General features: G+C 69.1%; 18 protein-coding genes and 1 pseudogene. 10 read left to right on the top strand and 9 right to left on the bottom strand.

Features of this window, described 5'->3' with window-relative positions; genetic code table 11:
• Positions 1 to 12 precede the first annotated feature (12 nt).
• From sucB to ACKVMH_RS03495, 6 genes are all read left to right on the top strand, one after another.
• Positions 13 to 1242 carry a dihydrolipoyllysine-residue succinyltransferase gene (gene sucB, locus ACKVMH_RS03520; protein ID WP_215218100.1) on the top strand — a complete coding sequence of 410 codons (1230 nt, stop codon included), beginning with the start codon at positions 13 to 15 and terminating at the stop codon, positions 1240 to 1242.
• A gap of 61 nt (positions 1243 to 1303) precedes the next feature.
• Positions 1304 to 2746: a dihydrolipoyl dehydrogenase gene (gene lpdA / locus ACKVMH_RS03515; protein WP_412699238.1), complete on the top strand. Its 1443-nt coding sequence runs from the start codon at positions 1304 to 1306 to the stop codon at positions 2744 to 2746.
• Between the two features lie 115 nt (positions 2747 to 2861).
• Positions 2862 to 3914 (top strand): calcium:cation antiporter, encoded by a 1053-nt coding sequence (locus ACKVMH_RS03510; RefSeq protein ID WP_412699255.1) that lies wholly within the window; start codon positions 2862 to 2864, stop codon positions 3912 to 3914.
• Positions 3915 to 3922: 8 nt separating this feature from the next.
• Positions 3923 to 4516: an LOG family protein gene (locus ACKVMH_RS03505; protein ID WP_215218102.1), complete on the top strand. Its 594-nt coding sequence runs from the start codon at positions 3923 to 3925 to the stop codon at positions 4514 to 4516.
• Positions 4517 to 4593: 77 nt separating this feature from the next.
• Positions 4594 to 5595 (top strand): YhdH/YhfP family quinone oxidoreductase, encoded by a 1002-nt coding sequence (locus tag ACKVMH_RS03500; RefSeq protein WP_412699237.1) that lies wholly within the window; start codon positions 4594 to 4596, stop codon positions 5593 to 5595.
• Between the two features lie 73 nt (positions 5596 to 5668).
• Complete coding sequence (locus ACKVMH_RS03495; protein WP_215218104.1) at positions 5669 to 6034, top strand: response regulator; 366 nt, start codon at positions 5669 to 5671, stop codon at positions 6032 to 6034.
• 3 nt (positions 6035 to 6037) lie between these two features.
• Here ACKVMH_RS03495 and ACKVMH_RS03490 read toward each other — a convergent pair whose 3' ends face one another.
• Entirely contained in the window at positions 6038 to 6943 is a 906-nt protein-coding gene (locus ACKVMH_RS03490) for a DnaJ C-terminal domain-containing protein (protein WP_215218105.1), read from the bottom strand.
• Between the two features lie 166 nt (positions 6944 to 7109).
• Here ACKVMH_RS03490 and ACKVMH_RS03485 point away from each other — a divergent pair, with 166 nt between their 5' ends.
• Positions 7110 to 7589 carry a peroxiredoxin gene (locus tag ACKVMH_RS03485; RefSeq protein WP_215218106.1) on the top strand — a complete coding sequence of 160 codons (480 nt, stop codon included), beginning with the start codon at positions 7110 to 7112 and terminating at the stop codon, positions 7587 to 7589.
• A 66-nt stretch (positions 7590 to 7655) separates the two neighbouring features.
• On the opposite strand, the gene gyrA is transcribed toward ACKVMH_RS03485, so the two are convergent.
• The 8 genes from gyrA to ACKVMH_RS03445 form a co-directional block, all read right to left on the bottom strand.
• Positions 7656 to 10259, bottom strand: coding sequence for a DNA gyrase subunit A (gyrA, locus tag ACKVMH_RS03480; protein ID WP_412699236.1), 2604 nt, complete (start codon positions 10257 to 10259; stop codon positions 7656 to 7658).
• Between the two features lie 214 nt (positions 10260 to 10473).
• Positions 10474 to 11535 (bottom strand): S-methyl-5-thioribose-1-phosphate isomerase, encoded by a 1062-nt coding sequence (mtnA, locus tag ACKVMH_RS03475; protein WP_412699235.1) that lies wholly within the window; start codon positions 11533 to 11535, stop codon positions 10474 to 10476.
• Positions 11536 to 11566: 31 nt separating this feature from the next.
• Entirely contained in the window at positions 11567 to 12547 is a 981-nt protein-coding gene (epmA, locus tag ACKVMH_RS03470; RefSeq protein WP_412699234.1) for an EF-P lysine aminoacylase EpmA, read from the bottom strand.
• 42 nt (positions 12548 to 12589) lie between these two features.
• Complete coding sequence (ligA, locus tag ACKVMH_RS03465; RefSeq protein ID WP_412699233.1) at positions 12590 to 14932, bottom strand: NAD-dependent DNA ligase LigA; 2343 nt, start codon at positions 14930 to 14932, stop codon at positions 12590 to 12592.
• Positions 14933 to 15013: 81 nt separating this feature from the next.
• Positions 15014 to 15760, bottom strand: coding sequence for a cell division protein ZipA (gene zipA / locus ACKVMH_RS03460; RefSeq protein ID WP_215218111.1), 747 nt, complete (start codon positions 15758 to 15760; stop codon positions 15014 to 15016).
• 28 nt (positions 15761 to 15788) lie between these two features.
• Positions 15789 to 19292, bottom strand: a complete 3504-nt coding sequence (smc, locus tag ACKVMH_RS03455) for a chromosome segregation protein SMC (RefSeq protein WP_412699232.1) — start codon at positions 19290 to 19292, stop codon at positions 15789 to 15791.
• A 171-nt stretch (positions 19293 to 19463) separates the two neighbouring features.
• On the bottom strand, positions 19464 to 19745 hold the full coding sequence (locus ACKVMH_RS03450) for a BolA family protein (RefSeq protein WP_215220329.1): 282 nt from the start codon (positions 19743 to 19745) through the stop codon (positions 19464 to 19466).
• 32 nt (positions 19746 to 19777) lie between these two features.
• Positions 19778 to 20077, bottom strand: coding sequence for a YciI family protein (locus tag ACKVMH_RS03445; RefSeq protein WP_215218113.1), 300 nt, complete (start codon positions 20075 to 20077; stop codon positions 19778 to 19780).
• A gap of 389 nt (positions 20078 to 20466) precedes the next feature.
• Here ACKVMH_RS03445 and ACKVMH_RS03440 point away from each other — a divergent pair, with 389 nt between their 5' ends.
• The 3 genes and pseudogenes from ACKVMH_RS03440 to ACKVMH_RS03430 form a co-directional block, all read left to right on the top strand.
• On the top strand, positions 20467 to 21396 hold the full coding sequence (locus ACKVMH_RS03440) for a segregation and condensation protein A (RefSeq protein WP_412699231.1): 930 nt from the start codon (positions 20467 to 20469) through the stop codon (positions 21394 to 21396).
• Positions 21397 to 21414: 18 nt separating this feature from the next.
• A pseudogene (scpB, locus tag ACKVMH_RS03435) lies at positions 21415 to 22182 on the top strand (SMC-Scp complex subunit ScpB); the annotation flags it as partial.
• A gap of 41 nt (positions 22183 to 22223) precedes the next feature.
• Positions 22224 to 23461: pseudouridine synthase (locus ACKVMH_RS03430; RefSeq protein ID WP_412699230.1), on the top strand; the 1238-nt coding region annotated here is incomplete at its 3' end.

Here is a 23461-nt window from a genome sequence, read left to right as displayed (position 1 = left end):
GATGTCAGCCCCATGAGCACCGAGATCAAAGTTCCGGTCCTGCCCGAATCCGTTTCCGACGCCACCATCGCCACGTGGCACAAGAAGCCCGGCGACGCGGTCAGCCGGGACGAGAACCTGGTCGACCTCGAAACCGACAAGGTCGTGCTCGAGGTGCCCTCGCCGGTCGACGGCGTGCTCAAGGAGATCAAGTTCGACTCCGGCGCCACCGTGACCAGCGACCAGGTGCTGGCCATCGTCGAGGCGGGCGCCGCCGCCGCGAAGCAGGACGACTCCAAGGCGAAGTCCGACGCCAAGGCCGATCGGAAGAACGACGAGGCCGCCACCGCCGAAGCCAAGCCGGTCCAGGCCAAGGCAGAAGCCGCCAAGCCGGCGTCGAAGTCGGCCGCCGGCAACGACCTGCCTCCGGGAGCGCGCTTCACCGCCGCGAAGGAAGGCATCGATCCGTCGCAGGTCGAAGGCACCGGCCGTCGCGGCGCGGTCACCAAGGAGGACCTGCTGAACTACGCCAAGAATGCCGGCGTGGGCAAGGCCAGCGGCAACCGCGCCGAGGAGCGCGTGCCGATGACCCGGATGCGCGCCCGCATCGCCGAGCGCCTGATGCTGTCCAAGAATTCGACCGCGATGCTGACCTCCTCCAACGAGGTCAACATGAAGGCCGTCATGGACATGCGCAAGGCGCAGGGCGAGGCGTTCAAGAACGCCTACGGCATCAAGCTCGGCTTCATGAGCTTCTTCGTCAAGGCGGCCGCAAACGCGCTGCAGCGCTACCCGCTGGTCAATGCCTCGGTCGACGGCAACGACATCGTCTACCACGGCTATTCCGACATCTCCATCGCCGTCTCGACCGACAAGGGCCTGGTCACGCCGGTCCTGCGCAACGCCGAGTCGATGGGCTTCGCCGAGGTCGAGCAGGCCATCGACGGCTACGCCAAGGCCGCGCGCGAAGGTGGCCTGAAGCTGGAGGACCTGCAGGGCGGCACCTTCACGATCACCAACGGTGGCACCTTCGGCTCGCTGTTCTCGACCCCGATCATCAACCCGCCGCAGTCGGCCATCCTGGGCATGCATGCCATCAAGGAGCGCGCGATCGTCGAGAACGGCCAGGTGATCGCCGCGCCGATGATGTACATCGCGCTCAGCTACGACCACCGCATCATCGACGGCAAGGACGCTGTGCTGTTCCTGGTCGACATCAAGAACCAGCTCGAAAACCCGCACCGCATGCTGCTGGGCATGTAATTGCCCGCGCAAGCCCCGCCACGCGCGGGGCTTTTCGCAACGAGCCACAAGGATCATTGAAATGAGCGAACAGCAGAACTTCGACGTCGTCGTGATCGGTGCCGGCCCGGCCGGCTACCACGCGGCGATCCGCGCCGCCCAGCTGGGCCTGAAAACCGCGTGCATCGATGCCGCGCTCGGCAAGGACGGCAAGCCCGCCCTCGGCGGCACCTGCCTGCGCGTGGGTTGCATCCCGTCCAAGGCGCTGCTCGACTCCTCGCGCCAGTTCTGGAACATGGGCCACCTGTTCGGCGACCACGGCATCAGCTTCAAGGACGCCAAGATGGACGTCGGCCAGATGGTTGGCCGCAAGGACAAGATCGTCAAGCAGTTCACCGGCGGCATCGCGATGCTGTTCAAGGCGAACAAGGTCAGCGCGTTCTACGGCTTCGGCACCCTGCACAGGGGCAACGTGGTCAAGGTCAAGCAGCACGACGGCAGCGAAGTCGAACTCAAGGGCACCAACGTCGTCATCGCCGCCGGTTCGGACTCCATCGAGCTGCCGTTCGCCAGGTTCGACGGCGACACCATCGTCGACAACGTCGGCGCGCTGGACTTCACCGAGGTGCCCAAGCGCCTGGGCGTGATCGGCGCCGGCGTGATCGGCCTGGAGCTGGGCAGCGTGTGGAAGCGGCTGGGCGCCGAGGTGACGATCCTCGAGGCGATGCCCGACTTCCTCGCCGCGGCCGATGCCGAGGTCGCCAAGACCGCGGCGCGCGAGTTCAAGAAGCAGGGCCTGGAAATCAAGCTCGGCGCCAAGGTCTCCAAGGCCGAGGTCAAAGGCAAGGGCAAGTCGAAGGAAGTGCATCTGACCTACACCGACGACAAGGGCGAGCAGTCGATCGTGGTCGACAAGCTGCTGGTCGCGGTAGGCCGCAAGGCCGCCAGCAAGGGCCTGCTGGCCGAGGGCACCGGGGTCAAGCTGGACGACCGCGGCCGCATCGAGGTCGACGAGCATTGCCACACCGGCGTTGATGGCGTCTGGGCGGTGGGTGACTGCGTGCGCGGCCCGATGCTGGCGCACAAGGGCTTCGAGGAAGGCATCGCGGTCGCCGAACTGATCGCCGGCCTGCCGGGCCACGTCAACCTCGACACCATCCCGTGGGTCGTCTACACCGAGCCGGAGATCGCCTGGGTCGGCAAGACCGAGCAGCAGCTCAAGGACGAAGGTACCCCGTACAAGACCGGCAGCTTCCCGTTCGCGGCGATCGGCCGTGCGGTGGCGATGGGCGAGCCGGCCGGCTTCGTCAAGGTGATCGCGCACGAGGAAACCGACCGCGTGCTGGGCATGCACCTGGTAGGCGTCGGCGTATCCGAGCTGGTCCACGAAGGCGTGCTGACCATGGAGTTCAATGGCTCGTCGGACGACCTCGCCCGCATCTGCCACGCCCACCCGACCCTGTCGGAGGCGATCCACGATGCAGCGATGGCCGTCAGCAAGCGCGCCATCCACAAGGCGAACTGATCGCCTGAAACCAGCGTTGTTTGCGGCCGCTCCGGTGCGTCGTGTCTCGACGCGCGCACCGGAAGCCTGGATGACAACACGGGCAATAGATCACAACCCGGCCTGGACAGTGGCGATGCCGCTCGCGAGCGTGCTCGTGCTCGTCCTGTCCTGGCTGATGCCAGCGACGCCCGGCCTCGTGCCGCTGCTTGTCATCGGCCTGGGTGGCAGCGTCATCGCGTCCGTCCACCACGCCGAGGTCATCGCCCACCGGGTAGGCGAACCGTTCGGCACGCTGGTCCTCGCGCTGGCGGTAACGGTCATCGAGGTCGCGCTGATCGTCTCGATGATGCTCTCCGGCGGCGAGGCCACCAGCGCCCTCGCCCGGGACACCGTATTCGCCGCGGTCATGATCATCCTCAACGGCATCATCGGCCTCAGCCTGCTGGCAGGCGGGCGCCGCCACCACGAACAGGGTTTCGGGGTGAAGGGCGTGACGGCGGGCCTGGCGACGCTGACGGTCATCGTGATGTTCACCCTGGTGTTGCCCAACTACGCCACCAGCCGGACCGGACCGGCCTTCACCTCCAGCCAGCTGATCTTCATCGCGGTGGTGACGCTCGTGCTGTTTGGCGGCTACACCTTCATCCAGACGGTTCGCCACCGCGACTACTTCCTTCCGCACGACGAAGATAGCGAGGACAACCCGCGCGAGCACGCCGAGCCGCCCACCAGCCGCGAGGCCCTGGCGAGCCTGGGCATGCTGCTGGTGGCGCTGGTGGCCGTGGTACTGAGCGCGAAAGGCATCTCGCCGTCGATTGAATACCTGCTGGACGTCGTGGGCGCGCCCGCGGCGACGCTCGGCATCCTCATCGCCGGCATCGTCCTGCTGCCCGAGGGCGTGGCGGCGGTGCGCGCGGCGATCCACAACCGCCTGCAGACCAGCCTCAACCTTGCCATCGGATCCGCCATAGCCAGCATCGGGCTCACGGTGCCGACCGTGGCGGTCCTGTCGCTGGTGATGGGGTGGCCGCTCGCGCTCGGCCTGGATGACAAGTCCACCCTGCTGCTGGTGGTGACCCTGTTCGTCGCGTCGCTCTCGCTGCGCACAGGACGAACCAACATCCTGCTGGGGTTGGTGCACATCGTGATGTTCGCCGCCTACCTCTTCCTCAGCTTCGTTCCCTGAGTCAGCCCATGCGTTCGATCTGCGTCTACTGCGGTTCCAACAACGGCGCCCGCCCGGTCTACGCCGAGCACGCCGCGGCGCTTGGCACGCGCCTCGCGGCCGATGGCGTGGCCGTCGTCTACGGCGGCGGCAACGTCGGGCTGATGGGCGTCGTGGCCGACGCGGCGCTTGCCGCCGGCGGCGAGGTCATCGGCGTGATCCCCGAGCAGCTCATGGGCTGGGAAGTGGCCCACACCGGGCTGACGCGGCTCGAGGTGGTCGCCAACATGCACCAGCGCAAGGCGCGCATGTTCGACCTGTCCGACGGCTTCGTCGCGCTGCCCGGCGGCTTCGGGACGCTCGACGAGATGTTCGAGATGCTCACCTGGCGCCAGCTCGGCATCGGCGACAAGCCGTGCGCCTTCCTCGACGTGGACGGCTTCTTCGAGCCGCTCGTGGCGATGATGGACCGCATGGTCGACGAGCGCTTCCTGCATCCCGACCAGCGCCGCGATCTCTGGCACGGCCGTGACCTGTCGGCGATGCTCGACTGGATGAATGCGTATCGGCCGGCCCGCGCCGACAAGTGGCTGGACGAGAAGCGGCGCAGCGCCCTGCGCTGACTCGCAACCTGTCCGCGGCAGGCCCGCGCGACGGGTTTGTCGCACAATGGAGCGTCCCCGCAACGGTGCCGCGCCGCATGTCCACCCCCGCCCGCTTCAACGCCTTCCGGATCCACAACGACTCCAGCCGGCCTGACGGCTATCGCAGCGGCATCGAGCAGGTTTCGCTCGATGACCTGTCGCCGGGCGAGGTCGTGATCAAGACCGCCTGGTCGTCGGTCAACTTCAAGGACGCGCTGGCGGGCACGGGTGAGGGCAAGATCCTGCGGCGTTTCCCGCTGGTCGGTGGCATCGACGTGGCCGGCCACGTGGTGGCCTCGACCGACCCGGCCTTCCGCGAGGGTGATCCGGTCGTCGTCACGGGTTGCGGGCTGAGCGAGACACGCGATGGTGGCTATGCCGAGTACGCCCGGCTGGAAGCACGCTGGGCGATACCGCTACCGGCCGGGCTCGACCTGCGCGAGAGCATGGTGATCGGCACTGCGGGCTTCACCGCGGCGCTCGCCCTGTACCGCATGCGCGACAACCGCCAGGTACCCGAGATGGGTCCGCTCGCGGTGACCGGCGCCAGCGGCGGCGTGGGCTCGCTCGCGGTCGACATCTTCAGCCGCGCCGGCTTCGAAGTGCATGCGGTCAGCGGCAAGGCGACCCAGCACGACTATCTGAAGTCGATCGGCGCCACCGAAGTGCTCGGCCGCGACGCCCTCGCCACCGGCCGGCCGATGGAGTCGGCCCGGTTCGGCGGCGGGCTGGACAACGTCGGCGGGCCGATGCTGTCGAGCCTGCTGGCGCAGACCGCACCCTACGGCAACGTCGCCAGTGCGGGACTGGCCGCGTCGCCGGCGCTGGATGCGACCGTGATGCCCTTCATCATCCGTGGCGTTTCGCTGCTCGGCGTGGCCTCGGCGGGTACCGCGCGTGACATCCGCGAAGCGGTCTGGGCGCACCTGGCAAGCGACTGGAAGCCGCGCCACCTGGACCGGATCTGCACGCGCGAAGCCACGCTGGAGGAACTGCCGGGCGTCTTTTCAACCATGTTGGGCGGCGGCTCGCTCGGCCGGACGGTGGTGCGCATGTAGGCCGTTGCGGGCGCGGCCGTTTGCGGCATCGCCGCGCCTCGCTACAATCGCCCCGTTCAACCGGGGAAACAACATGGCGCGCATTCTGATCGTCGACGACTCGCCGTCGCAGCTGATGGGCATTCGCCGCATCGTCGAGAAGCTGGGACATGAGGCCGTGACGGCCGAGGATGGCGCCGCCGGCGTCGAAGCCGCCAAGCGCGAGCTGCCGGACCTGGTCCTGATGGACGTGGTGATGCCCAACCTCAACGGCTTCCAGGCCACCCGGTCGATCTGCCGCGAGGAGACCACGCGACATATCCCGGTGGTGCTGGTGACCACCAAGGACCAGGACACCGACCGGGTCTGGGGCATGCGCCAGGGCGCGAAGGCCTACATCACCAAGCCCTTCAACGAGGACGAGCTGGCCGAAGTCATCGGCCAGCTGCTGCCCGGCTGATCCTCAGGCGCGGCGCCAGTCGCTGCCGAAAGCGTCGCGCAGGGTCTCGTAGGCGGCCGTCTGCTCGTCGCTGCCCGGCGTCGGTGCCAGCACCTCGAGTTCGACGATCTGGTCACCATCGGCGGGTTTGCCCGGCAGTCCGCGACCTCGCAGGCGCAGCTTCCGCCCGGCCTCGGAACGCGGGGGAATCTTCAGTTCGACCGCCCCGCCCAGCGTCGGCACGCTGATCGTCGCACCCAGCGCGGCCTCCCACGGTGCCACCGGCAACACGTGGATGATGTTGCGGCCGTCCACCTCGAACTGCGGGTGCGCGGCGTACTCGACCTCCAGTAGCAGGTCGCCACCATTGCCACCCTGCCCGCCCAGCCGGATCGCCTGCCCTTCGCGGATGCCCTTCGGGACGCGCACATCCAGGGTCCGGCCGTTGATGCCGATCCGCACGCTGTCGCCGGAATGCACCGCTTCCAGCGGCACCGCGAGCTTGGCGCGGGTGTCGGCGCGGGGCCGCGCGCCACCACCGAAGCCCGGCTGCGGCCCACCGGGCCCACCCCGCCCGCGGCCGAACAGGCTCTCGAAGAAATCACTGAAGCCTCCGCCGGCCCCACCCCCGGCGAAGATCTCCTCGAAGTCGACACCCCCGGGCGCGCCGCCAAAACCACCCGGAGGCGGCTGGACGTCGTCGCCGGGACGATAGCCGCGGGCACGCAGCTGGTCGTAGGCAGCGCGTTTCTGCGGGTCGCGCAGCGCCTCGTAGGCCTCGTTGATGGCCTTGAAGCGCTCCTCGGCGTCGGACTCCTTGCTGACGTCGGGGTGGAACTTGCGCGCCAGCCGGCGATAGGCGGTCTTGATCTCGGCCTCGCCCGCGCTGGGCTCCAGCCCGAGGATGTCGTAGTAGTCCTTGAACTGCATCTGTTGCTCCGGTGGTGGGCAGGCGCACACGGGGCGCCAGTCAGGCACATGCCCTGTCGACACAGGGTATGCATGGACGGGCGCGACGCAAGGTGCGATGCATCGCGCACTGCCACCGGCATCATCTGATCGCGCCTACACTTCGCTTTCCCCTCAGGAGAACCCCATGACCATCAAGGTTGGCGACCACCTTCCCGAAGTCCCCCTGCAGCGCATCCGCGGCGGTGTCGAGACGGTAGATACGAGTGCGCTGTTCGACCACAGCAACGTGGTGATCTTCGCCGTGCCGGGCGCGTTCACCCCGACCTGCTCGGAAAAGCACCTCCCCAGCTTCGTCGAGCACTTCCAGCGCTTCCGTGACAAGGGCATCGAGGTCGCATGCCTGTCGGTCAACGATCCGTTCGTGATGCAGGCCTGGGGCAAGAGCCAGGACGTGCCCGACGGGATGATGATGCTGGCCGACGGCAACGCCGAGTTCACCCGCGCCCTGGGCCTGGAGCTGGACGCCAGCTCCTACGGCATGGGAACCCGCGCCAAGCGGTTCGCGCTGTACGCCGAGGACGGCGTCGTCCGGCACCTGTGCGTCGAGGCGCCGGGCGAATACCGCGTGTCGTCGGCCGAGCACATGCTGGAACAGATCGGCTGACCGGACAGTCCGCCGCAAAAAGAAACGCCGCCCATGAGGCGGCGTTCTTCATTTCACGGGTTGCGGTCAGGCGGTGGGCGCATCCGGCACGGTCACCGGCGCATCCTGCGACACCACCACGTCGTCGCCATCCGCGTCCTCGTCCAGCGATGCATCCAGGCGTTCGATCGCCTGCAACCGCTCGTCCTTGGCCAGGCGCATCAGGGTCACGCCCTGGGTATTGCGGCTGACCTGGGAGATCGCCGACGCCGGCGTGCGCACCAGCGTGCCGCCATCGGAGATCAGCAGCACGTCATGGTGCTCGGTGAGCTGGATCGCGCCCACCAGCTTGCCGTTGCGCTCGCTGGTCTTGATCGCCAGCACGCCCTGGGTGCCACGCCCCTTGCGCGGGTACTCGGCTTCCGGCGTGCGCTTGCCGTAGCCACGCTCGCTGGCGGTGAGGATGTCACCGTCGCCATCCAGCACGACCAGGCTGACCACGTGCTCGCCGTCGGCCAGCTTCATGCCGCGCACGCCGCGGGCGGTACGGCCCATCGGCCGGACCTGTTCGCCGGCAAAGCGCACCGCCTTGCCGTTGCTGGCGAACAGCATGATGTCGCGGGTGCCGTCCGACAGCTCGACGTTGACCAGCGCATCGCCCTCGTCGAGGTTGATCGCGATCTTGCCGCGCTGCAGGCGGTAGGCGTACTCCGGAAGCGGGGTCTTCTTGACGGTGCCGTTGCGGGTGGCGAAGAACACGAAGCAGTCCTCGCGGTACTCGCGCACCGGCAGCACGGCCTGCACCTGCTCGCCTTCCTCCAGCGGGATCCAGTTGATGATCGGCCGGCCACGGGCGTTCGGGCCGGCGTCCGGCAACTGGTGCACCGGCAGCCAGAACACGCGACCGGCACTGGTGAAGGTCAGCAGCGTGTCGTGCGTGTTGACCAGCCACAGGCGGTCAATGAAGTCCTCGTCCTTGGTCGCCGCCGCGTTGCGCCCGCGGCCGCCACGCTTCTGCGCGCGGTAGCTGCTGGCCGGCTGGCGCTTGGCGTAACCCGAGTGCGACAGGGTCACGACGACGTCCTCCGGCGCGATCAGGTCGAGGATGTCGAGGTCTTCCTCGCTCTCGCGGATCTCGCTGCGACGCGCGTCGCCGAACTCGGCCTTGACGTTCTCCAGCTCGGTGCGGATCACGTCCAGCAGCACGTTCGGATCCTCGAGGATCTCGATCAGGCCGCGGATCGTATCGAGCAGCAGCTTGTATTCCTCGGTGAGCTTTTCCTGCTCCAGCCCGGTCAGGCGGTGCAGGCGCATCTCCAGGATCTGCTGCGCCTGGTTCTCGGTGAGCTGGTAGCGCCCGTCGATGAGGCCGACGCCGCGCGGCAGGTCCTCAGGCCGCGAGGCTTCCGCTCCGGCCGCGCCCAGCAGCGCGCCAACCAGACCCGGCTCCCAGCTCTTGGCGAGCATGCGCTCGCGCGCCTCGTTGGGGTTGGCGGACGTCTTGATCAGCTCGATCATCTCGTCGATGTTGGCGAGCGCGACCGTCAGGCCCTCGAGGATGTGCGCACGCTGGCGGGCCTTGCGCAGCTCGAAGATCGTCCGGCGGGTCACCACCTCGCGGCGGTGGCGCACGAACGCCTGCAGCACCTGCTTGAGGTTCAGCAACTGCGGCCGGCCGTCCACCAGCGCGACCATGTTGATGCCGAACACCGACTCCATCTGGGTCTGCTGGTAGAGGTTGTTGAGCACGACCTCGGCCGACTCGCCGCGCTTGACCTCGACGTAGATGCGCATGCCGTCCTTGTCGGACTCGTCGCGCAGCTCGCTGATGCCCTCGATCTTCTTTTCCTTCACCAGCTCGGCGATCTTCTCGATCAGCCGCGCCTTGTTCACCTGGTAGGGGATCTCGGTGACGATGATCGACTCGCGGCCGTTGTCGGCCACTTCGACGTCCGCCCGGGCGCGCATGCGCACGCGGCCGCGGCCGGTGTGGTAGGCGCTGACGATGCCGGAGGTGCCGTTGATGATGCCGGCGGTCGGGAAGTCGGGGCCCGGGATGTACTCCATCAGGCCGTCGATGCCGAGTTCCGGATCGTTGATCAGGGCGATGGTGGCGTCGACCACTTCCGACAGATTGTGCGGCGGAATGTTGGTCGCCATGCCGACCGCGATGCCGGCCGAGCCGTTGACCAGCAGGTTCGGCACGCGGGTCGGCATGACCGACGGCTCGAGCTCCTTCTCGTCGTAGTTGGGCTGGAAGTCGACGGTTTCCTTGTCGATGTCCGCCATCAGCTCGTGGGTGATGCGCGACATGCGCGCCTCGGTGTAACGCATCGCCGCCGCGGAGTCGCCGTCGACCGAGCCGAAGTTGCCCTGCCCGTCCACCAGCAGGTAGCGCAGCGAGAACGGCTGCGCCATGCGCACCAGGGTGTCGTACACCGACTGGTCGCCATGCGGGTGGTACTTACCGATCACGTCACCGACGATGCGCGCCGACTTGTAGTACGGCTTGTTGGCGTGCGCGCCGAGCTCGTTCATCGCGTACAGCACGCGGCGGTGGACCGGCTTGAGCCCGTCACGAACGTCCGGGAGCGCGCGGCCGACGATCACGCTCATGGCGTAATCGAGGTAGCTGCGGCGCATCTCGTCTTCGAGGTTTACCGGGATGATTTCCTTGGCGGTTTCGGCCATCGGGTTTCCGTCTTGTGCAAGGTCGAAGCTGCCCCCGGAACCGGCCCGCGCAGCGCGTGGCGGCTGCGTTGACGGTCCATTTCAGGGCAGATGAAAAAGACGTGAAATAATAGCACGGAACGGGGGTTCCCGGCACCCCGTTTTCCACGCCCAAACAATGACTTAGCTCGTTTTTTCGGTCGCTCCGCTGACGCGCGCGCGAAACGTCGCCGCGTCAGAACGCGAATGCCTCGCGCATGGCGGCTTCGTCGGGGTTCTCGATCACGCCGCGCTCGGTCACGATCGCGTCGATCAGCGTGTGCGGAGTCACGTCGAACACCGGGTTCCAGGCGCCGATGTCGGCCGCAGCGGTGCGCACGGTGCCGACTCCGAACAGCTCGCCCGGGTCGCGCTCCTCGATGTGGATGAGATCGCCCGAGGAAGTGTCCATGTCAACCGTGGACGAAGGCGCGGCCACCATGAATCTGACGCCGTGGTGGCGCGCCGCGATCGCGAGCTGATAGGTACCGATCTTGTTGGCGACGTCACCGTTGGCGCAGATGCGGTCGGCTCCGACCACGACCCATTGCACCCGCCCTGACTTCATCAGGTGCGATGCCGCGGCGTCGGCGATCAGCGTCGGCGCGATGCCGTCCTGCTGCAGTTCCCACACCGTGAGCCGTGCGCCCTGCAACCACGGGCGGGTCTCGCCGGCAAACACCTCGTTGATACGCCCCTGGGCGACGCCGGCACGGATCACCCCGAGCGCGGTGCCGAAGCCCGCCGTGGCCAGTGAACCGGTGTTGCAGTGGGTCAGAACGTTGCTTCCGGGCTCGATCAGCGCCGCGCCGAGTGCGCCCATGCGGCGGTTGGCGGCCAGGTCCTCGTCGGCGATCGCGCGGGCCTCGGCCTCAAGCGCGTCGCGCCAGTCCGGGCCCGCCGCCGCCAGTACCCGGCGCATGCGGGCGAGCGCCCAGGCGAGGTTGACCGCGGTGGGTCGCGCGGCATTGAGGTGGTCGATCGAAGGCTGCAACTTCGCTGCCGCTTCCGCGCCGTCCCCGGCCTGGACATCGGCGGCGGCGAGTACGAGGCCCCACGCGGCGGCGATGCCGATGGCGGGTGCACCGCGCACGGTCAGCGCGCGGATGGCCTCGGCAACCGATCCGCTGCTGTCGCAGCGCACGTACTCCACCTCGAAGGGCAGCTTGCGCTGGTCCAGCAGTTCCAGCGCATCGCCGGTCCAGCGGATCGGGCGAATGCGGTCGTAGCGGTCGAAATCGAAGGCGGCGTCGGTCATGGGCCGATTCTAGCGGGGCACGGCGGCCGCCTCACGCGCGGAAGAAGTCGAATGCCACCACGTCGGCGATACGGTCGGTGCCCAGCATCGCCATCATCAACCGGTCGACACCCAGCGCGACGCCGGCGCAGTCCGGCAAGCCGCTCCGCAGGGCATCGAGCAACCGCCCGTCGACCGGAGGCACGACATCGCCGCGTCGCGTGCGCACCACTGCATCGCGCTCGAACCGCTGGCCCTGCTCCACAGCATCGGCCAGCTCGTGGTAGCCGTTGGCCACCTCCAGCGCGCCGAGGTAGAGCTCGAACCGCTCGGCCACAGCGATGCCGTCATCGCCCCGCCGCAGCCTCGCAAGGGCGCACTGGCTGGCGGGCCAGTCATGGATCGCGATCATCGCGTCGTCGGCAAACCCGGGCTGCAGCCGGTGCGTCATGAGCAGGTCGAGCCAGTCGTCGCGGGTCAGCCCGGTCGGGTCGACCTGGACTTCGCCAAGGGCTCCACGCAACTCATCGTCCGCTGCCGTCATCGGATCGATGCCCAGGCGGTCGCGGTAGAGGTCCCGGTAGGTCGTTTCGACCAGTACCGCGCGGCGGTCGACCAGTGCCAGCGCGGCGTTGACCAGCTCGGCCGTCTCGATCACCAGGCGCCGATGATCCCAACCGACCCGGTACCACTCCAGCATCGTGAATTCAGGATTGTGGCGCCCACCGGCTTCGCCATCGCGGAACACCCGGCCGAGCTCGTAGCAGTCGCCGAACCCGGCGGCCAGCAGGCGCTTGAGCGGGTACTCCGGGGAAGTACGCAGCCAGCGGGTGCGCGGCCCGCCGTCGGTGCGGCCGTTGAAGTCCAGCGAAAACGGCGCGATGTTCGGCTCGGTATTGCCGGCGGCCGAGAGCACGGGTGTATCGACCTCAACCACGCCGCGTGCCGCGAAGAAGTCGCGGATGCGCGCGTTCAGCGCGGCTCGGAGGCGCAGCGCGTCGAAGCTGGCGGAAGGGCCCCAGTCAGCTGGCACGCGCGCCTTCCAGATCGGACCCGGCGTGCGGGCGGCGCGCACTCACTCGTGCGCGGCAAGGAACGACAGCAGCCGCGCCTCGTCCCACACGTCTACGCCCAGCTGCTCGGCCTTGGCGAGTTTGGACCCGGCCGCCTCGCCCGCCACCACGAAACTGGTCTTCTTCGACACGCTGCCGGCGGCCTTGGCCCCGAGCGCCTCCAGCCGATCCTTGGCCTCGTCGCGGGTCATGGCCGACAGCGTGCCGGTGAGCACGACGGTCTGCCCGTCGAGGGGGCCGGCCACCACGTCCGCCGTTTCCGGCAACAAATTGTCGAGCCGCGCGACGGCGTCGCCCGTGGCCGCCAGCAGCCGTGCGTTGGCTGGCAACGCGCGCCACGCCACGAAGGTGGCCGCCGTGTCGTTGGGCAGTCCTGCGGTGACCAGGTTGTGCTCGGGTGCGCCGAGCAGCCGTGCGGCGTCGGGGAACGCGGATGCGAGCTGTTCCGCCCGCAGCGGGGTGATCTTCGGGATCTCCAGGTCCACCAGCAGCGTCGCCAGGCCGAGCGTTTCGCGCAGCTTGGGCGACGGCGGATGGGCATCGGTGATGGTGACGCCGCGTGCCAGCAGGTCGTCGATGACCTGCTGGTTCCCGGGCTGGTCAAGGAAGTGGCCGATCGAGCGAGCGACCTCGCCACCGATGTCGGGTACGCGCTTGAACAAGGGCCACGGCAGCCGGCGGATCAGTTCGAGGTCGCCGAACCACGCGGACAGGGCCTTGGCAGTGCTCTCCCCGACGTGCTGGATGCCCAGCGCGAACAGGAACCGCTCAAGCGTGGTCTGGCGGCTGCGGTCGATCGCCTCGATCAGGTTCTCCGCCCAGCGGGTGGCGACCTTGCCGGCCTTGACCGTCTCGGGCGTGGTGCCATCACGCTCGTCGGCACGCTGCTTCATCTCCAGCAGGTCGTCGAGGGTGAGCCGGTAGAGGTCGGCGACCGACTGCACGTAGTCCAGGTCCGACAGGGCGGCGATGAAACGCTCGCCCAGGCCCTCGATGTCCATGGCCCGGCGCGAGGCGAAATGGCCGATGGCCTCCTTGCGCTGCGACGCGCAGGTCAGCTCGCCCGAGCATCGCCACACCACCGCGCCCTCCTCGCGCACGATCTCGGAGCCGCAGACGGGGCACGCTTCGGGCATGGCCCATTCGGGCGCGCCCGGCCGACGCTGGTCGGGCAGTACGCGCACGACCTCGGGAATGACGTCGCCAGCGCGGCGCACGACCACCGTGTCGCCCACGCGTACGTCGAGGCGTGCGACCTGGTCGGCGTTGTGGAGCGTCGCGCGGGTGACCGTGACGCCGCCCACGTGGACCGGCTGCATCAAGACCCACGGCGTCACGGCGCCGGTGCGACCGACGTTTACCTCGATCGATTCGACGACGGTGGTCTGCTCCTGCGCCGGGAACTTGTGCGCGATCGCCCAGCGCGGTGCGCGCGAGACGAACCCCATCTCGACCTGGGACGCATAGTCGTCAAGTTTGTAAACGACGCCGTCGATGTCGAACGCGAGCGTGTCGCGCCGCGCACCGATGCGCCGGTAGTAGTCGAGCAGCCCGTCGAGGCCCTGCACGACCGCGCTCTCGCCACTGACCGGCAGGCCCCACTCGCGCAGCTGGTGGAGGGTCGCGGAGTGGGTCTCCGGCAACGTGCCACCCTCCACCGCGCCGACCGCGTAGGCGTAGAACGCGAGCGGGCGTTGCGCGGTGGCGCGCGGGTCGAGCTGGCGCAACGAGCCGGCCGCGCCGTTGCGCGGATTCGCCAGCACCTTGCCGCCATTGGCCAGCGCCTGCTCGTTGTAGGCGCGGAACGCGACCAGCGGCATGTAGACCTCGCCACGGACCTCGAGCACCTGCGGCCAACCGTCTCCGCGCAACTGGAGCGGAATCGCCCGCACGGTGCGCAGGTTGGCAGTCACGTCCTCGCCGGTCGCGCCGTCGCCGCGGGTCGCGCCGCGGACGAATCGGCCGCCCTCGTAGCGCAGGCTGATGGCGAGGCCATCGAGCTTGGGCTCGGCCGAGAACACCAGTGCCTCGTCGCCCAGCTTCTGCTCGATCCGGCGGACGAAGTCGGCGACCTCGTCGTCGCTGAAGGCATTGGCCAGCGACAGCATCGGGATGGCGTGGCGGACCGGCGCGAACGCGCCCGACGGCGTGGCGCCGACGCGCTGGGTCGGCGAATCCGGCGAACGCAGCTCCGGATGGGCGTCCTCGAGCGCGTCGAGCTCGCGCAGCAGGCGGTCGTACTCGACATCCGGGATCGTGGGGTCGTCGAGGACGTGGTAGCGGTAGTTGGCGTCTTCGAGCTGGCGGCGCAGCTCGGTGATGCGGGCGGCGGGGTTGGAGGTCACGGATCGCTCGGCTTGTGGGGTCCGACGCTGGCGGAGGGTGGGCCCGGACGCGGGAGCGGCGTCAGTCGCGACCCACCGGCATCACCACCGGGACGGCTTGGTCAGCGGCGGGGCCTCGCGCTGGCGGTCATACGCGCGCAGTTCCTCGCGGATCTGGCCGATGCGCTGGCGGCCGAGCGAGTTGCGCTGTTCATCCAGCACCAGGCCGTTGAGCAGCTCGGCCATGCGCTCCGCGGTCGGCAGCATCTTCTCCCACGCATCCAGTGCCGGAAGCGGCGCCGGCAACGTCAGGAAGAAGGCGATCGCCGGCGTTTCGAGCGCCTGGATGTCGGCCATGTCGAAGCTGCCGGGCTTCATGATGTTGGCAACGCTGAACACCGGCCCGCGCTCGGGATGGTGTTCGACCAGGCGGTGGAACACGCCCATGTGGCCATAGACCAGGCCGGCCTTCTCGGCCGCGACGACGATGTCGGGGCCGTGCAGCTTTTCGCCGGCACGCGCGGCCAGGTAGATGGTGACGATCTTGTCGAACTCGTCGCTGACGCGACGCCCGAGTTCGGCCGCCGGGCCCGGGTTCTCCAGCGTGCGGTCGAACAGTTCCAGCTCCGCCTGGGTAGTGGCGTCGACCGGCTGGCGCTCGTCCGCGCCGAGCTCGCCCTCGAGCTGCTCGCCCAGTGTCGGCTCGACCCGGCCGCCCTCGCCGCGGGCCTCGCGCGGCACCCGCCGCCCCTGCCCCGGCTTTCGCGGGCGGCCGAAGAACACGATGGCGGCGATCAGGATCAGGCCTGCAATCAGGATGCCGATCCGCAGCAGGGTCACATCGGACACGTGGCTACTCCTTCAGTCGTTGCGCCGGTCATGCCGCGCCGGCCAGTCGGGTCGCCTCGGCGAGGTCGACCGACACCAGGCGGCTGACACCCGGCTCGCGCATGGTCACGCCCGACAACTGTTGCGCCACTTCCATGGTCGCCTTGTTGTGGGTCACGAACAGGAACTGTACCTGCTCGCTCATCTCGCTGACCATCGCCGCCAGGCGGCCGACGTTGGCTTCGTCGAGCGGCGCGTCGACCTCGTCGAGCAGGCAGAACGGCGCCGGGTTCAGCTGGAAGATCGCAAACACCAGCGCGACCGCGGTCATCGCCTTCTCGCCACCCGACAGCAGCGAGATGTTGGACACGCGCTTGCCCGGCGGGCGCGCCATGATCGCGACGCCGGTGTCGAGCAGGTCCTCGCCGGTCAGCTCCAGGTAGGCGTGGCCGCCGCCGAAAAGGCGCGGATACAGCTGCTGCACGCCCGAGTTGACCCGGTCGAAGGTGTCCTTGAAGCGGCCGCGGGTCTCGCGGTCGATCTTGCGGATCGCCTCTTCCAGCGTGTCCAGCGCGCTGGTCAGGTCGACATCCTGCGCGTCCAGGTATTCCTTGCGCTGCGCCGCCTCGGCATGTTCGGCGATGGCGGCAAGGTTGACCGGCTCCAGCCGGCGCAGCTTGGCGTCGAACTCGGCGACGGCCCGGCCCCAGGACTCGGCGTCCATTTCGTCGGTCAGGGTATTGGCCACGTCCTCGAGCACGAAGCCGGCTTCGGTCAGTGCCTGGCTGAGGGTTTCGGCCTTGAGCACCAGCGCCTGCTGGTCCAGGCGGCGCTGGCCGATCGCCTCGCGCTGCTGCAGGGCCTGCTCGTCGCGCTGCTGGCGGGTCTGCTCGAACCGGCGCAGGTCGTTGTCGATGCCGTCGAGCGCGGTGCGCGCGGCGGTGAGTTTCTGTTCGGACTGGACGCGCTGCTCCAGCGCCACCTGGCGCTGCTCCTCCAGCTCCACCACCGGGGCATCGCCATCGGCCAGCTGCGCGGCCAGGTCGCCCAGGCGCGAATCGAGCTGGCCACGCTGGCCGCCCATCCGGTCGAGCGCCTGCGCCAGGGAAGCAACCTGGGCGCGCTGCGATTCGAGCGTGAGCGCCAGGGCGTGGGCGGTGTCGCGCGACTCGCGCGCCATGGACCGGGCCTGGTCGCGCGCCTCGGTCAACCGGCGGCGCTCGGCATCGAGCGCCTGGCGGGTGTCCTCAAGCTCGGACATCCGGATGACGGCTTCTTCCTGCCGGCTGCGGGCCTCGCGGCCCTGTTCGCGGGCGGCTTCGAGCGATTCCGACAGTTGCGCCAGTTCGGCGTCGATCTTCTCGATCCGGCCGCGGGCGGAGTCCAGCCGACCCTGCTGGCTCTGCAACTGGCCGGCCAGCTCGGAGACGCTGCGGTGCGCCATGTAGAGCGTGCGCTGGGCGTCCTCGCGCTGCTGCTCGGCGGCGAGCAGGCGGTCGCGCAGCTGGGTCAGGGATGATTCCAGCTCCTGCTCGCGCGCCTGAAGGGTTTCAATGTCGCCGCGCAGCGACTGGATCTCGCGCTCGCGCAGCAGGGCGCCCTGCTTGGCCGCGCCCGAACGCAGCACCCGGACCCAGCCGGCGCCCAGGCGCTCGCCACTGCGCGTGATGACGGAGTCGCCCTCGCCGAGGGTCGACTGCAGCGCGCGTGCACCGGCCAGATCCTCGGCCGCGTGCAGGCGTGCCAGCAGGCGGCGGACGGCGGCCGGACCCTGCACCTTCGCCGCGAGGGAGGTCGGCGGATAGGCCGCGTCGTCACGCTCGCCCGAGACCAGCGCGATGCGTCCTTCGCCGAGTTCGCCGAGCGCGTCGACCAGCGCTTCCGGGGCGTCCACCAACACGCCTTCGATCAATTGGCCGAGCGCAGCCTCCACGGCGTTTTCCCAGCCCGGCTCCACCGTCAGGGTCTCGCCGACGCGCGTGGCCGAGTCCAGCCCGCGCGCCTTCAACCAGTCAAGCGCTGCGCCCTGCTCCTGGCCGAGCGCGGCGTGCTGGAGGGTCTCCAGCGAAGACAACCGGCCACGTGCGGCCTGCGCCTGCTTGCGGACATCGGCCAGCTCGGACTGCGCGCCACGCTGCTGCTCCTGCAGCTCACCCACGCTGGCCTTCCGGCTTTCGAGGGTCTCGGTGAGGCTGTCGAGCGACAGCTTCTGGGTCTCGTGCTGCTCGGTGAGGCCTTCAAAGGCCTCCGCCAACGCGGTCAGGTCCAGCCCGGTGCGCTCGGCCGACAGCGCCTCGCGGCGACGGTCCGCGTCGAGGGCCTGGCGGTCGAGATGCTCGATGCGGGTGCGCTCGACGTCGGCGGCCCGGGCGGCCTCGGACTGGGCGCGGCTGTGCTCGTCCCAGCGCTGCTGCCACCCCGACAGCGCGGTCTCGGCCTCGCGCAGGGCGTCCTGGCGGGCTTCGTCCTCGGCCTGGAGCTGCTCCAGCCGCGGCTCGTCCTGCTCGATCGCAGCCCGCAGCACGTCCAAGCGCGACTGGTCGCTGCCGATGTGCGCGGCGATCTCGGCCAGCTGGGTCTGCGCCTCGTCGCGCGCCTTCTGCAGGCGGCTCGACATCTCACGCTGGTGCTGGATCTGCTGCTCGATTCGGGCGAGAGCGCCACCGACTTCATAGCTTTCCGCCTGTGCGCGGTTGAGCGCCTCGGCGGCCTCTTCGCGGCGCACGCGGCCGGTCTCGATCTCGCGCTCGGCCTCGCGCTGTTCGGCGATCAGCTGCTGCAAGCGGGTCTCCTGCTGCGCGAGTTTCTCGCGCTGGGCCTGCAGCTTGCGGTCGAGCGCCCGGTGCTCGAGCGCTTTCCACTCGGCGTCCTTGACGCGGCGCTCGGCCTGGATGGCCTGGTACTGCTCGGCCTGGCGCGCCTGTCGCTTCAGGTGTTCAAGCTGTTTGCCAACTTCATCGCGCAAATCATTGAGTCGATCAAGGTTTTCGCGCGTGTGGCGGATACGTGTCTCGGTCTCCTTGCGGCGCTCCTTGTACTTGGAGATGCCCGCGGCCTCCTCCAGGTACACCCGCAGGTCCTCGGGCCGGGCCTCGATGATCTGGCTGATCATGCCCTGCTCGATGATCGAGTAGCTGCGCGGTCCCAGGCCGGTACCGAGGAACAGGTCGGTGATGTCGCGACGTCGGCACTTGCCGCCGTTGAGGTAGTACTGGCTGGCGCCGTCGCGGCTGACGATGCGCTTGACCGAGATCTCGTTGAACGACGCGTACTCGCCGGTGATCGTGTGGTCGGAGTTGTCGAACACCAGCTCGACCATCGCCTGCGAGACCGGCTTGCGGGCCGAGGAGCCGGCAAAGATCACGTCGGTCAGCGAGTCGCCGCGCAGGCGGCTGGCCGAGCTCTCGCCCATGACCCAGCGCACCGCATCGATGATGTTGGACTTGCCGCAACCGTTCGGCCCGACCACGCCGGTCATGTTGGTCGGCAGGTGCAGCGTGGTGGGGTCGACGAAGGATTTGAAGCCGGAGAGCTTGATCGTGGACAGACGCATGCGTCGCGGAAGCCTCTGGCGCACCCTGTGGCGGTGCGTCTATTGGTGCGGAAAAGGATGTGGAACATGCCCCAAGCCATTGATGCCAATAGGCACCATGGGCACGCCGGAGCACGGGTTTCCGCGAGTATAGCGAGCGTTCGACGGGCCCGCCGGCCATTGGGCCGGGCGTTACGCGGACGCCTCGGCCGGGGTCCGCGCCCGGATCGCGAGGGCGTGGATGTCGGTTTCCATCAGGCCGCCCACGGCGGCGTACACCGCCCGGTGCCGCGCGATCGGGCCCAGGCCGTCAAACGCCGCGCTGACCACGTCGACATTGAAATGCCCGCGGCCGTCGCGTGCACCCGCATGGCCCGCGTGGCGGGCGCTGTCGTCCACCACGTCTAGGGACACCGGCCCCAGCGCCGCTTCGATCGCGGCGCGGATCGCCGCGACGCGCTGCTCGCGCGGCAGCGGTCCGGTGGTCGCCTGGCCCACCGGAGCGCTCACGGCAGTACCCGCCGGAACGGACGCACGTCGGTCCGCACGTACACCCCGGCGGCAACGTAGGGGTCGGCGTCGGCCCACGCGCGGGCGGCTTCCAGCGACTCGAACTCGGCCACCACCAGGCTGCCGCTGAACCCCGCCGGTCCCGGGTCGGCGGCGTCGATCGCCGGGCAAGGCCCCGCCAGTAGCAGCCGGCCGTGGTCACGCAGGGCGGTCAAGCGCGCCAGATGCTCCGGCCGCGCCGCCTGGCGCTTTGCCAGCACGTCTTCACCGTCATACCCCTCGATCACGTACCACATGCACTACCCCTGATGTCTGCGAGCCCGGACGGGCCGATGAATTGTAGCCAGCGGCATGCTGGACAGCGGTTTAAGCAGCCCGTACCCTAGTTTCATTCGAAGGTTCAGGCAGAGACCCGTCGCGACCCGCACAGGCATCGCGGCCTCCGTGGCCCGCACGGCACTGCCGACCGCATCGCATTACCAGACGCCCCCGACACCTGCCGCCATGTCCCCCACTGGCGCGTGTGGCCGGTGGCAGGCATTACTGCCTGATCAGCCGATTTGCCAGACCGGGCAACCGACTGCCCAACGACAGCTTCAACAATGCGGACCCGACGAGCGCCGCTCGGCCGACGGGTCCCACCACGGCAAACGCAGTGCCACGGCCCGGAGGGGGCCGGCCTCGCATGACCAACGACCCCGCGCCCGGCGTGAACGAACAAAACCCGGCCAGTCCCGACCCCGTCCCGGCCCCGGCGGCGACGGGCGCCCGCCAGCAGGAAATGCCGCTGGCGATGGTGCACGGCCAACCGGTGCTGCAGATTCCGCAGGACCTGTACATCCCGCCGGATGCGCTCGAGGTCATCCTCGATGCGTTCGAAGGCCCGCTCGACCTGCTGCTGTACCTGATCCGCCGGCAGAACCTGGAGATCCTCGACATCCCCGTGGCGGAGATCACCCGCCAGTACGTCGATTACATCCAGGCGATGCACGAGATGCGCTTCGAGCTGGCCGCCGAATACCTGGTCATGGCCGCGATCCTGGCCGAGATCAAGTCGCGCATGCTGCTGCCGCGCGCGGCCACCGAAGAAGGCGACGAGGCCGACCCGCGCGCCGAACTGGTCCGCCGGCTGCAGGAGTACGAGCGCTTCAAGAAGGCGGCCGAGGACATCGATGCCCTGCCCCGGCAGGACCGCGACACCGCCCCGGCGCAGGCGTTCGTGCCCGACCGGGCTTCGGTGCGGCTGCCGCCGGAAGTCGACCTGCGGGAGATGCTGCTGGCGCTGCATGACGTGTTCAAGCGCGCCGAGCTCTACACCCAGCATGCGATCAAGCGCGACGCCCTCAGCGTCCGCCAGCGCATGGGGGAGCTGCTCACGCGGCTGGAGGACGGGGCGTTCCATCGCTTCGAGAGCCTGTTCGAGGCGCGCGAGGGCCGGCTCGGCGTGGTGGTGACCTTCCTCGGCCTGCTGACGCTGGCCAAGGAGCAATTGGTCGACATCGTGCAGGAAGCCCCACTGGCGCCGATCTACGTGAAATCGCTGGCGCTGGGTACCGACCCGACCGAGATCCAGCTCAGCAGTGAGTTCGACGAAGCCGCCAACGACGACGCCTGAAGACAACGACAGACAGACATGGATCAAAGCCTGATCACCCGAATCGTCGAAGCCGCCCTGCTCGCGGCCAGCCAGCCGCTGACGCTGGCGCAGCTCAATGCGCTGTTTCCGGAAGACCAGCCGGCGCCCGCCGGCAGCGTCGCCCAGGCGATCGAGGCGCTGCAGGCGGCGTGCGCCGAGCGCGGCGTGGAACTGGTCGAACTGGCATCGGGGTTCCGGTACCAGGTCAAGTCCGACGTCCACCCGTGGGTGGCGCGGCTGTGGACCGAACGCCAGACCCGTTACACCCGGGCCACGCTGGAGACGCTCGCACTGATCGCCTACCGCCAGCCGATCACCCGTGGCGAGATCGAGCAGGTCCGCGGCGTGGCGGTCAGCAGCAACATCATCAAGTCGCTGGAAGAGCGCGAGTGGATCCGCGTGGTCGGCCACCGCGACGTGCCGGGCAAGCCCGCACTGTTCGGCACCACCAAGGGCTTCCTCGACTACTTCGGGCTGAAGCGGCTGGACGAGCTGCCGCCCCTGTCCGAGCTCAAGGAAATCGGCGAGCTCGAACCGCAGTTCCAGTTCGACGGCCAGAAGGACTCCGGCCCGGCCAACGGCGAACCCGCCGACGGCCAGCCGATCGCAGCCGGCGGTATCGGCCACGGGGACGACGCTCCCCCGCCGGCCGACGCACACACCACCCCCGATGCCGCGCCGGAAGACCGCGCGGCCGAAGCGGACGATTCCGCACCCGAACCCGACTCCGAGCGCGACCCGACGGTCGCGCCGGAACCGCAAACCCAGGATGACGACGCCGTATCGGCCTCGTCGGAGCAAGAGAAATGAGTGAAGAAACCCGCAACAAGCTGTCCCTGAAGCGCAGCGGAGACGCCAGCGCCGCCCCCCGACTCGAAGAGCGGCTGCACAAGGTGCTCGCGCAGGCCGGGCTCGGCTCGCGCCGCGCGCTCGAGCAGCGCATCGCCGACGGCCTGGTCAAGGTCAATGGCGAAGTCGCCCAGGTGGGCATGTCCATCGGCAGCGGCGACAAGGTCGAACTCGATGGACGCCAGTTCGTCGCCAGCGCGCTGGTCGAACCCTCGCGCGTGCTGATGTACAACAAGCCGGAAGGCGAAGTGACCACCCGCGAGGACCCCGAAGGCCGGCCGACCATCTTCGAAGCCCTGCCCGCGCTCAAGGGCGCGCGCTGGATCGCGATTGGCCGCCTCGACATCAACACCACCGGCCTGCTGCTGCTGACCACGGATGGCGAGCTCGCCAACGCGTTGATGCACCCGTCCTTCGAGGTCGAGCGCGAATACGTCTGCCGCGTGCGCGCGCCGGAGGGCCAGGATCGCGTTCCCGACAACATCCCCGACCGTCTCAAGCGCGGCGTCGCACTAGACGACGGCCCGGCGAAGTTCGACGACATCGAGCGCATCGGCGGCACCGACTCGCACGACTGGTTCCGGGTGGTCGTCAAGGAAGGCCGCAACCGCGAAGTACGTCGCCTGTGGGAGTCGCAGGGCTGCCAGGTCAGCCGCCTGAAGCGCATCCGCTACGGCGAGGTCGCCCTGCCGCGCGAGCTGTTGCGCGGGCAGTCGCAGGAGTTGGCCGGCGAGCGCGTCGAGAAGCTGCGCAAGGATCTCGGGCTGGAGGACGGTGCGCCGTCCGCGCTGACGCTGCAGCCGGTGATCGGCCAGCGCAAGGCGGCCAAGTCGACGATCAACCTGTCGGGCCGCAGCCATGGCCCGGCCTATGTCAGCGGTCATGTCACGACGGCCGACGAAGGTCGCGAACTGCGCCGGTTCGACAACGTCCGCGAGGATCGTGGCCGTGGCCGCGGCGGCCCGAAGCGCCACGGTGGCCTGACGGTCAGCGGCGAGGCGGCGGCCAAGCAGTCGCAGCGCCCGTTCAAGCAGCGCAAGGACAAGGGCGCCCGCGCCCTGCCTGAAGGCAACCCCGCCGCGTTCCGCACCTGGTACGTGCCCGACGGCGTGGAGACCGGCCCGAGCGGCCACCGCAACGCCGACGGCCGCGGCCCCAAGAAGCCTTACGGCAACAAGGCCGGGCGGCCGGGTGC

It is taken from the genome of Lysobacter zhanggongensis (assembly GCF_046638635.1).
GTDB lineage: Bacteria > Pseudomonadota > Gammaproteobacteria > Xanthomonadales > Xanthomonadaceae > Novilysobacter > Novilysobacter luteus.
The sequence above is the reverse complement of the archived record's forward strand: the minus strand, read 5'-3'. Positions and strand labels throughout refer to the sequence as shown.